Annotated in this window: 9 protein-coding genes; 8 read left to right on the forward strand and 1 reads right to left on the reverse strand. The window is 71.8% G+C overall.

Annotated elements, in window-relative coordinates; translation table 11 throughout:
• Positions 1-155: 155 nt before the first annotated feature.
• From JOC24_RS02910 to JOC24_RS02925, 4 genes are read left to right on the forward strand one after another with little or no spacing between them, the layout of a single operon-like run.
• Positions 156-1,541, forward strand: coding sequence for a DUF6716 putative glycosyltransferase (locus JOC24_RS02910; protein ID WP_205018474.1), 1,386 nt, complete (start codon positions 156-158; stop codon positions 1,539-1,541).
• Between the two features lie 20 nt (positions 1,542-1,561).
• Positions 1,562-2,806, forward strand: a complete 1,245-nt coding sequence (locus tag JOC24_RS02915; RefSeq protein WP_205018475.1) for an acylneuraminate cytidylyltransferase — start codon at positions 1,562-1,564, stop codon at positions 2,804-2,806.
• A gap of 12 nt (positions 2,807-2,818) precedes the next feature.
• The gene (locus JOC24_RS02920) at positions 2,819-3,754 is read left to right on the forward strand and encodes an N-acetylneuraminate synthase family protein (protein WP_205018476.1); all 936 of its coding nucleotides are present in this window, start codon (positions 2,819-2,821) and stop codon (positions 3,752-3,754) included.
• An 11-nt stretch (positions 3,755-3,765) separates the two neighbouring features.
• Complete coding sequence (locus tag JOC24_RS02925) at positions 3,766-4,812, forward strand: hypothetical protein (protein ID WP_205018477.1); 1,047 nt, start codon at positions 3,766-3,768, stop codon at positions 4,810-4,812.
• Between the two features lie 79 nt (positions 4,813-4,891).
• Here JOC24_RS02925 and JOC24_RS02930 read toward each other — a convergent pair whose 3' ends face one another.
• The gene (locus tag JOC24_RS02930; protein WP_205018478.1) at positions 4,892-5,362 is read right to left on the reverse strand and encodes a hypothetical protein; all 471 of its coding nucleotides are present in this window, start codon (positions 5,360-5,362) and stop codon (positions 4,892-4,894) included.
• A 534-nt stretch (positions 5,363-5,896) separates the two neighbouring features.
• Between JOC24_RS02930 and JOC24_RS02935 the strand changes: the two genes are divergently transcribed.
• The 4 genes from JOC24_RS02935 (at position 5,897) to JOC24_RS02950 (ending at position 10,625) form a co-directional block, all read left to right on the forward strand.
• Positions 5,897-6,874 (forward strand): MarR family transcriptional regulator, encoded by a 978-nt coding sequence (locus JOC24_RS02935; RefSeq protein ID WP_205018479.1) that lies wholly within the window; start codon positions 5,897-5,899, stop codon positions 6,872-6,874.
• Positions 6,875-6,955: 81 nt separating this feature from the next.
• Positions 6,956-7,894 (forward strand): helix-turn-helix domain-containing protein, encoded by a 939-nt coding sequence (locus tag JOC24_RS02940; protein WP_205018480.1) that lies wholly within the window; start codon positions 6,956-6,958, stop codon positions 7,892-7,894.
• Positions 7,895-8,163: 269 nt separating this feature from the next.
• Entirely contained in the window at positions 8,164-9,378 is a 1,215-nt protein-coding gene (locus JOC24_RS02945; protein ID WP_205018481.1) for an amidohydrolase, read from the forward strand.
• A 206-nt stretch (positions 9,379-9,584) separates the two neighbouring features.
• On the forward strand, positions 9,585-10,625 hold the full coding sequence (locus tag JOC24_RS02950; RefSeq protein ID WP_205018482.1) for a BMP family lipoprotein: 1,041 nt from the start codon (positions 9,585-9,587) through the stop codon (positions 10,623-10,625).
• The last annotated feature ends 206 nt before the right edge of the window (positions 10,626-10,831 follow it).

The raw sequence follows: 10,831 nt of genomic DNA on the forward strand, positions 1-10,831 counted from the left end.
AAAGTGAACGACGCGCGGCAGAAAGGTGAACCGGCCCGGATTCACGGCAGATTTCCGGGTCCGGCGGCCCGAATCCCCAATCGTCGACCGGCTGTTAACCATCTGTTGCCACCACGTTGGGCCGCGCATCCACATGGCTTCCTAGCTTTTACGACGTGCCCCCTCGTACCGATGAAACGGCCGCTCCGGCCAACACCCCAGCAGCCGACCGTGCGGCGCTCCGCATAGCCGTGCTCGCCGACTCCGACACCCGGTGGAAATGGGGCGCGCTCACCGCGCGCCGCCTCGCCGGGTCCCCGGAGGCCGGTGCGGCCGAGCGCCCCGTCGAGATCAGCGGGCTGCTGCTGCGCGGCCGGGCCACACCGACGCCCCGCCAGCTCGCCGAAGTGGGCGAGGTGGGGGTCGACGCCGACCGGGTGCGCGAGGTGACGGCGGTCGAGTTCCTGCACACGGTGCGGGACGAGTCCTACGACGTCGTGGTCCTCGCACTCGTCGGCGGCGCCGTCCAGGCGATGCTGCACGGCCTGGCCGCACTGGACCTGCCCCGTAGGCCCGCTGTCGTCACGGGCTACGTCGGCGTCGTCTACGAGAAGCTCGCCGACGGGCTCCTGCTGCGCCACGGTGCGGACGTCGTCCTCGCCAACTCCCGTCACGACAGCGCGCGTTTCCGTGCCGTCTACGAAGGGGTGGGGGCCGACGCCTCGTCCGTCACGGAGGCCGCGCTGCCGTTCCTCGGCGGGGAGCCGCACCGGGCGGAGGAGGGCCGGGACACCGTCGTGTTCGCCGCCCAGCCCTCCGTGCCGGCGTCCCGCGCCGACCGTATGTACCTGCTGCGCCGGCTCGTCGAGCACGCCCGGCTGCACCCCGGCCGCGAGGTGCTCCTGAAGCTGCGCTCCAAGCCGGGTGAGCACACCACGCACATCGAGGAACTGCCCTACCAGCGCCTCGCGGAGCGCATCCCCGGCGGCCTGCCGCCCAACTTCCGCCTCGTGTACGGGCACATGGGCGAGGTCCTGGACCGCACCGACCTGCTGGTCACCGTGTCCTCGACGGCCGCGCTGGAGTCCCTGCACCGACGGATCCCGACCGCGGTCCTCTCCGACCTCGGGGTCCGTGAGGCCCTCGGCAACCACCACTTCATCGGATCGGGACTGATCACGTCCTGGGACCACCTCGACGGCGGCCTCCGCCCGGAGCCCGACACGGAGTGGCTCGCCGGGCAGGGCGTCGCCGCCGACGGCACGTACGGCGCCGCCTACGACACCGCCCGTGCCCGGGTCGCGGCACTGCTGGCCGCCGGACCGCTTCCCCGCATCGCCCCCTACTACACACCCGCCACCGCACCGGGATACCTCCCCGGCATCCTCGCCCGCTACCACCTGGGCCCCGACGGCCGTCCGCTGCCGGGCGCCGTCACGCCCGACGGGACGGGCCGGGTCCGGGGCGCGGTCCGCGAGACCGTGCGCAACGCGGCGCGCGGCGCCTACCGCCACGGCGTCCAGCGGATCGCCCCCGTGATCCGGCGGATGGGCGAGTTGTGACCACCGATTCAGGAGCAACCATGACCCCGCGCCCCACCGTGCTCGCCGTGATCCCCGCCCGCGGCGGATCCAAGGGCGTACCCGCCAAGAACCTCGCCCGGATAGGCGGCGTCCCGCTCGTCGCCCGCGCCGTCCGCGCCTGCCTCGCCTCGCCCGAGGTGACGGACGTCGTCGTCACCACCGACGACCCGGCCATCGCCGACGCGGCCAGGGCCGCGGGGGAGGCACTGGGGGAGGGCGCCCGGCTGCACTGCGTACAGCGCCCCGCCGCCATCGCCGGTGACAAGGCGACCAGCGAGGACGCGGTCCTGCACGCCCTGCACACCTACGAGGCGACGTCGCACGGCCGGAAGGCCGACGTGGTGCTCCTGGTCCAGTGCACGAGCCCCTTCATCACCCGCGAGGACATCGACGGTGTCGCCGCCGCGGTCGTCCGTGACGGCGCCGACACCGCCGTCACGGTGGCCCCCTTCCACGGCTTCGTGTGGCGCGACGGCAGCCCGGTCGAGGACGGCACCCACGGCGTCAACCACGACAAGTCCGTACGTCCCCGCCGCCAGGACCGGCCCCAGGACTACCTGGAGACCGGCGCCGCGTACGCCATGGACGTCGAGGGCTTCCGTACCCACCGCCACCGCTTCTTCGGTCACACGGCGCTCGTGCACACCGACCCCGCCAGGGTCCTGGAGATCGACGACCCGCACGACCTGGCCCGCGCCCGCGCCCTCGCGCCGCTCCTGGACCCCTCCCCGTTCCCCACCCGGGCGGACGTCGACGCCGTCGTCCTCGACTTCGACGGCACGCAGACCGACGACCGCGTCCTCATCGACTCCGACGGCCGCGAGATCGTCGCCGTGCACCGCGGCGACGGACTCGGTGTCGCCGCCCTGCGCAGGGCCGGCCTGCCGGTCCTGATCCTCTCCACGGAACAGAACCCGGTCGTCGCCGCCCGCGCCCGCAAACTCCAGGTCCCGGTCCTGCACGGCATCGACCGCAAGGACCTGGCGCTCAAGCAGTGGTGCGAGGAGCAGTCCATCGCTCCCGACCGCGTGCTCTACGTCGGCAACGACGTCAACGACCTGGCCTGCTTCGGTCTGGCGGGCTGGCCCGTCGCCGTGGCGAACGCCCACGACTCGGTGCGCGCCGCCGCGCGCGCCGTGACCACCAATCCCGGCGGCTCCGGCGCCATCCGCGAGATCGCGGCCTGGCTCCTGGGCCCCACGCTCACCCGCTCCACCGAAACCCCCGAAGCCCCCACCAAGTAAGGAAGCACCACCATGAGCAACACCTCCCGCCTGCGCACGTTCGGCACCCGCACCGCCGGCCCCGGCCACCCCGTCTACGTCACCGGCGAGATCGGCATCAACCACAACGGCGACCTCGACAACGCCCTCGCGCTGATCGACGCGGCCGCCGAAGCCGGCTGCGACGCCGTGAAGTTCCAGAAGCGCACCCCGGAGATCTGCACCCCGCGCGACCAGTGGGACATCGAGCGCGACACCCCCTGGGGCCGGATGACGTACATCGACTACCGTCACCGCGTCGAGTTCGGCGAGGCCGAGTACACCGCCATCGCCGAGCACTGCGCCAAGCGCGGCATCGACTGGTTCGCCTCCCCGTGGGACACCGAGGCCGTCGCCTTCCTGGAGAAGTTCGACGTGCCCGCGCACAAGGTCGCCTCCGCCTCCCTGACGGACGACGAGCTGCTCCGCGCGCTGCGCGCCACCGGCCGCACCGTCATCCTCTCCACCGGCATGTCGACGCCGAAGCAGATCCGTCACGCGGTCGAGGTCCTCGGCAGCGACAACATCCTGCTCTGCCACGCCACCTCGACGTACCCGGCGAAGGCCGAGGAGCTCAACCTGCGGGTCATCAACACCCTGCAGCAGGAGTTCCCGAACGTCCCGATCGGCTACAGCGGCCACGAGACCGGCCTGCAGACGACCCTCGCCGCCGTCGCCCTGGGCGCCGCGTTCGTCGAGCGTCACATCACCCTGGACCGCGCCATGTGGGGCTCCGACCAGGCCGCGTCCGTGGAGCCGCAGGGCCTCACGCGCCTCGTCCGCGACATCCGCACCATCGAGGCGTCGCTCGGTGACGGTGTCAAGAAGGTGTACGAGTCGGAGCTCGGCCCGATGAAGAAGCTCCGCCGGGTCGCGGGCGTCGTCGCCGAGAACGAGAACGCGCCGGCCGCCGAGCCGGTCGCGGTCTGACGGGCCGACCGGTGAACCTCGCCTTCGTCGAGAGCCCGGTCCAGCTCCTGAACGTCCTGGAGTGGACCCACACCCGGGGAGGAACCGACACCACGATCGTCGTCCTCCCCCCGGTCGACCCGATGTCGCGCGGACAGCTGCGCAGGATGGCGGAGCTGGCCCGCGACGAGGGCATCACCGTCCGCTGGCAGGAGGCGCGCGGGGAGACCGGCGCGCCTCTCAAGGCCCTGCGGGCGCTGACCGGCCTGATCCGCAAGGCCGAGCGCATCGTCATCGGGGACCCGTTCTCCCGGTACGTGCAACTCCTCCTCAGCCTGGTCCGCACCCGCCGGATCACGGTCGTCGACGACGGCACCGCCACCATGGAGTTCGTCGCCCAACTGGCGCGCGGCGAACGCCTGGTGCGCTGGCACCGCCGGGGCGGCGGAGGACCGCGGGAACTGCTCCTGGCCCCCGTCACCTCCCGGGCCCGCCGCAGCTTCACCCCGTCGGCGACCCGCACGGTCGAGGTCTTCACGGCGATGCCGGTCGACGCGCCCGACGGCATCGAGGTCACGGCGAACACCTTCGCCTGGACCCGGGAACGCTTCGGCCCGCCCCTCATCACCAAGGGTGCCGACCTGGTCGGCACCTCCCTGGTGGAGACGGGCGTGGTCGACCCCGTCCCCTACCAGGAGGCGGTCACCGCACTGGCCCGGACCCACGGCGCGACCCGCTACTTCGCCCACCGCCGCGAGTCCGCGGACAAGCTCCACGCCCTGGAGGCCGCCACCGGCCTGGAGATCGTCCGCCCCGACCTTCCCCTGGAACTCATCGCCCGCAGAGGCCCCATCGGTCACACGGTCCTGAGCTTCCCCTCCACCGTCGTCCACACCCTCCCGCTCGCCCTGGTGGGCACGGGCGTGAAGGTCGCGGTGTGCGACATAGCGCCGGAATGGCTCCGCGACACGGCGTCCCCGCGCGCGCAGGGTTTCCTGAGCGGCGTCACCGAGACGGCCAAGGACGTGCAACGGCTGGCGCCCTGGCGCGCCACGGCGGTGGCGGCGACGGAGGGATAGGGCGCCCACGACCGGTGCCGCCGCCCGGCTGCCCGTCCTTCGGAGCCGGGCGGGTTCCGAGGCACGCTCCAGGGGGAGTTCACTCCTTCCGGTGGGCCGACGGATCGCCTGCGGGTCCGCCCGGGGCGCGGAGTCCTGAGGGGCGCAGGCTCCAGACCACATCACGGATCGCGGACGCGTCGCCCGGTCCGTCCTCGTCGTCCTGGTGCCGGTCGACGACGACGCGCCCGCACTGCACGTATCCCGTGCCGCTGCGGGACCGCAGACGGACCACCAGACGGGTGTCCCGCCACCCCGGCGGGACGCCGGATTCCTCGTAGACGCGGGAGAACTCGGAGTCGTCGACGGCGTGGAGTTCGAGGCCCTCGTACCGCTTCACGAGCTGCATGGAGTCGACCGCCTCGAAGTGGAGGTCCAGCCGGCTGTCCTCCACCCCGTCCTTGCGGGACCGGAGCAACAGGTGGGAGTGGCTCACCGCGTAGCCCCAGACACGGAAGGTCCGGTCGAACCGGTGGAGGAGGGTGGACCTCGTGCACGGTCTGCTGGTCAACGAAATGCCGCCTCTGCGTCGGTGGGGACCTTCACGGAAGTGTGCGCGGGAGGGGGCGCGATCGGTTCGCGTTCTCCCGGTGGAACCGGTGGGGGTCGCGCCCCTGCCTTCCCGCACCGCCCGCCGAACGCGGCACCTGTCCCGGCCCCATTGTCCGAGCTCGTCGAGGGCGGTCCGTCCCACCGCGCCCCGAAACCCGAAGCTCGACTCCCCGGCTTCGAGCGCCGGGACCGGTCGGCTCACTCGTTCGGGGGCATGAAGACGGGTGCGTGCCCGGAGCTCGAGCTTCGGGATCCGGGGGTCGGGAGCCGAGCGCCGGGACCCGAGACGTGCAGTCAACCGGTGGGGAAAAGAAGGTCGGTAGGAAACCTCCCCACCCTCCCCGCCCCGTAACGGCCAGCAAGTATGACTAATAGTGACCAGCTTGCGGCGCAACGTCACGCATGCTTACGGTGCCGACAACCAAGCGACCCCGACATGGTGTTGGCACACCGGGCCGGGGTCTCACCCCAAGATCGAACGGACGACGATCTCGTGGCTACCCAGCACATTAGCTCCGCCCTGCGCGCCCCCGCACCCCTCTCCCGCCCGTACGCGAAGGCCAACCCGGGCTACGGAAAGCGCTCCGCACCCGACCAACGCCCGCCCAGGCCGGACGATTTCGCCCTGTTGCCGGAGCGTGAGCGGTACGTCGCCGGATACGTCGACCACCTGCCCGACGGAGCGGCCATGGACATCAAGTCGCTGGCCAAGTCCCTCCCCCTGTACGGGCAGATGGCCATCGGCAGCGCGCTGCGGGCCCTGGGCGTGGCCGGGCACCTGCGCCACGTACGGTGCCCCGCCGACGCGGGCGGCGGTCAGATCCGCTGGATCACCCGCACCTACTGGTCCCGTACGGCCCGCGACAACGAGTGGTGGACCACGTTCCTCGGCGCCGTCCCCGCAGCCCCGTCCGCGCCCGCGGCCGCGTCCCCCGCCGTACCGCAGCAGCGGACCCAGGAGCCGGAGCCCGTCACCGCGTCGGAGGGGGCCCCGCGAGAGGTCCCGGGAGACGTGCCCTCGCCCGCCTACCGCGCCCTGGCCCAGCTCGGCCGGGCCGATGCCCGCCTCGCCCTCTCCGCCACCGACTGCGCCGCGTTGGAGGAGGCTGCCGCCGCCTGGCTCGCGCGCGGCGTGAACGCCGAGTACCTGGTCCGGACACTCACGGCGGGGCTCCCGGCAGCCGTGGACTCGCCGGTCGGGTTCGTCAGGCGCAGGCTCCGCGACAAGCTCCCGCCCCTGCTGCCCGCCTCTCCCACCCCGGACGCACCGGGGGCGCCCGAGCGCCGCCCCATGGTCGAGTGCACGCAGTGCGGAGCGCCCGGCCGCCCCGAGGCGCTTCCCGACGGCCTCTGCCGCTCGTGCCGCACCTGCGCTGCTCCGGCCGGGACCACGACCGTCCCCGAGCCGCCCGCCGAGCGCGACGTGGCGGCGTATGTGGGCACCCTCCGTGAGCTGCTCAGGCTGCCCTGACCGCCGGGACACGGAGGCGCTCGGATCCCGTGCGCCCGGGCGCTTGAGTTTCCAGTGGCTGGAAGGTCCAGGATCTCGCACATGGAAGACGAACGCCCCGACCTGCTCACCATCGGCCGGCTGGCGCACCGCACCGGACTTCCGGTGCGCACCCTGCGTTTCTGGTCGGACGAGGGAGCGGTGCCGCCCGTGGCCCGCTCCGCCGGCGGCTACCGGCTGTACGACGCCGAGTCCGTGGCCCGCGTGGAGCTGGTCCGCACCCTGCGGGAGCTGGGCCTCGGGCTGGACGACGTGTGCCGCGTCCTGAGCGGCCGCACCACGGTCGCCGAGGTCGCCGACGCGCATGTCGCCGCGCTCGACGTGCAGATCCGCTCGCTCAAGCTGAGCCGGGCCGTCCTGTCCACCGTATCGAAACGTGGTTCGACACCTGAGGAGACAGCACTGATGAACCGGTTGGCACGGCTCTCCGCCGCCGAACGCAAGCAGATCATCGACGAGTTCAAGGAGGACGTGTTCGGCGGTCTCGACGTCGAACCGCACCTGCGTGAGCGTATTGGCACCGTGAGCATCGAACTGCCCGACGACCCCACACCCGAGCAGGTCGACGCCTGGATCGAACTGGCCGAGCTGGTGCGGGAGCCCGGTTTCCGCATCCGGATGCGCACCTGGCTGGAGCTGAGCACCCCGTCTCCCGGGCGGAGCCGGCCCCCCGGGGCGTCCATCTGGTGGGCCAGGCAGGTCGTGCAGGTCGTCGCGGAGGTCAGGGGCCGCGGGGTCGCCCCTGAAGGGCCGGCGGCGGCCCGCGTGCTGTCCGAGCTGTTCGGCGACACCGGTCGGGCCGCCGTGCTGCTGTGCCTGGAGGCCGGGATCGAGGCAGGGGCGGAGCACTACCGCGGGCTCGTCGCCCGCGTGCGCGGACAGTACGCGTCTCCCGACGCGACCGAGGAGCTGGAGTGGCTGGCGCTGGCCCTGCGTGCCACTGATCAAGCCTCGCCGGCCGTACCGCGCCCCATGGGGTGAGGCGGCCGCCGTCGCGCGGCGCGGTCAGCCGGCCGTGCCGCTCGAACCGCACCCGCGCAGGGACCGGGGCATCGGCCGGGCAGCCGCTCGAGCGCGTCGGCCACCTGCTCACAGACGTCCCGAGCGGTTGGGTGAGCCCGGTGAGCGGGCGAGTTTACCCACCGCAGCGCGCCGTCACACGCCGCAGCGTCGTCCTATGTTCCTCTAAGCGGCTGAACTTTTGTTGATCTGTGGCCAGTTGTGGGTGCCAGGGGCCTACCCTTGACTAGGTGAACCAGTTGAAGTCCCGTGCGCCCCACGCCGAAGCCGTCCTGCCCGGCGCCCTGCCCGACGACCTGCGTGCCGAGCTCATCGCCTTCCGCCGCGATCTGCACATGCACCCGGAGCTCGGCAACCAGGAGTTCCGTACCACCGCGGCCATCAAGGCCCGGTTGGAGAAGGCGGGGCTGGAGCCTCAGGTGCTCCCCGGTGGCACGGGGCTCGTCTGCGACGTGGGGGAGTGGGACGGCGTGACGCCGATGCTGGCGCTGCGCGGCGACATCGACGCGCTGCCGATCCCTGACACCAAGGCGGGCGTCTCCTACCGGTCCACCGTGCCCGACCGTGCGCACGCCTGCGGACACGACGTCCACACGAGCTGCGTCCTGGGCGCGGGGCTCGTCCTCAGCCAGCTGGACCGGCAGGGCGTGCTGCCCCGCCCGGTGCGGCTGCTGTTCCAGCCCGCCGAGGAGGTCCTGCCCGGGGGTGCCACCGACGCCGTCGCCGCCGGGGTGCTGGAAGGGGTGGGGCGGATCATCGGGGTGCACTGCGACCCCAAGGTCGAGGTGGGCAGGATCGGGCTGCGGATCGGTCCGATCACCTCGGCCTGCGACCGGCTGGAGGTCACCCTCGACGGCCCCGGCGGGCACACCGCCCGGCCGCACCTCACCACGGACCTGGTCACCGCCGCCGCACGGGTCGCCACCGACGTCCCCGCGCTGCTCGCACGCCGCGTGGACGCACGGGCCGGGCTCGCGGTCACCTGGGGGCGGCTCCAGACGGGTCACGCGCCCAACGTCATCCCGCAGCACGCCGAGCTGTCCGGCACGGTGCGCTGCCTCGATCTGGAGAGCTGGCGGCAGGCACCCGATCTGGTGCACGCGGCGATCGACGAAGTGGCCGGAATGCACGGGGCCAAGACGGTGATCGACTACGTCCGTGGTGTGCCGCCCGTCGTGAACGAGGCCGAGACGATCGGTCTCCTCGACGCCGCGATGACCATCCGCCGCGGATCGTATGCGATCGAGGACACCGAACAGAGCCTGGGCGGCGAGGACTTCTCCTGGTACCTGGAGAAGATCCCGGGCGCCATGGCGAGGCTCGGCGTACGGGCCCCCGGTGACACCCGTGGTCTGGACCTGCACCGGGGCGACTTCGACGTGGACGAGGAGGCGATCACGGTGGGCGTGGAGTTGTTCACCGCCGCCGCGCTGCTGGACGTCTGACCAGGGAGGGAACGGGATGTGGAGGTCCCCCGGACCACGTCGCGTTCCCTGCCCGTAACGACTTGTGACCGGACTGGACATCTTCTGTTCGCGACGATCCGATAACGGCTTCCGTACGGGTCCTTATCTGACATCTACGCGCGTTACGATCGCCGCGAAACCAGCGCCGGAAGAGGCGCTTCGGTCAGGTTTGAAGGAGCCTTCCCTTGCGCCGCGTATCCAAGATCGCTGCTGCGTGTACCGTTTCCGCGGCTCTCGCCTTCACCGCTACCGCCTGCGGTGAATCGTCCACCGAGAGCACCGGTTCCGACAAGGACCAGATGAAGATCGGCATGGCCTACGACGTCGGCGGCCGTGGCGACAACTCGTTCAACGACTCCGCCGCCCGTGGCCTGGACAAGGCCAAGGCCGAGTACGACGCCGAGACCAAGGAGCTCACCGCCAAGAGCGGCGAGACCCCGGCCGACCGTGAGCAGCGTCTGGCGTCGCTCGCCGAGGGCGGCTACAACCCGGTGATCGGTGTCGGCTTCGCCTACCAGGCCGCGATCGACAAGGTCGCCAAGTCGCACCCCGACACCACCTTCGGCCTGATCGACTCGGTCTCCGAGGCCAAGAACGTGGCCTCCATCGTCTTCACCGAGGAGCAGGGCTCGTACCTCGCCGGTGTCGCGGCGGCGCTGAAGTCGAAGGACGGTCAGGTCGGCTTCATCGGCGGCGTCGACCTTCCGCTGATCAAGAAGTTCGCGGCCGGCTTCCAGCAGGGCGTCACGGACACGAACCCGAAGGCCAAGGTTCAGATCCAGTACCTGTCCACCGGTTCCGACCTGTCCGGTTTCGGCAGCCCCGACAAGGGCGAGGCCGCTGCCAAGGGCATGCTCGACAAGGGTGCGGACGTGGTCTTCGCCGCGGCGGGCGGCTCCGGCGCCGGCGCGATCGAGGCCGTCGCGGGCAAGAAGGGCGCCTGGTCCATCGGCGTCGACTCCGACCAGGCCAAGGACCCGGCCCTCTCGAAGTACGCCGACACGATCATGACGTCGGTCGTGAAGAACGTCGACAGCGGTGTCTACGACCTGGTGACGTCCGTCAAGGACGGCAAGCCGCTCACCGGCACGCAGACCTTCTCGCTGGCCGAGGACGGTGTCAGCCTGACCACCACGGGTGACCACCTCACGGACGTCCAGGCCAAGATCGACGAGGCGAAGAAGAAGATCGCCGACGGCTCGATCAAGGTCAAGACCACGGTCTGACCGGCCCACTGGAACCGGGGTCCGCAGGCGCGGTTTCCGCCGCGCCTGCGGACCCCGGTTCACGTATACCTCCGGGCCGGGACCCCTCGGCGTGTGTCGGTATCCTGCCCTGGTCCGCCACCCTTCGCAGGGTGGCCAACGATTCGGCGACGCTACGCGCGTAGTGTCCGCCGGGCGCGGTAGTTTTCGCCACCGGTCCCCGCGCT

Origin of the sequence: Streptomyces sp. HB132 (assembly GCF_016909575.1) — a bacterium.
Classification (GTDB): Bacteria; Actinomycetota; Actinomycetes; order Streptomycetales; family Streptomycetaceae; genus Streptomyces.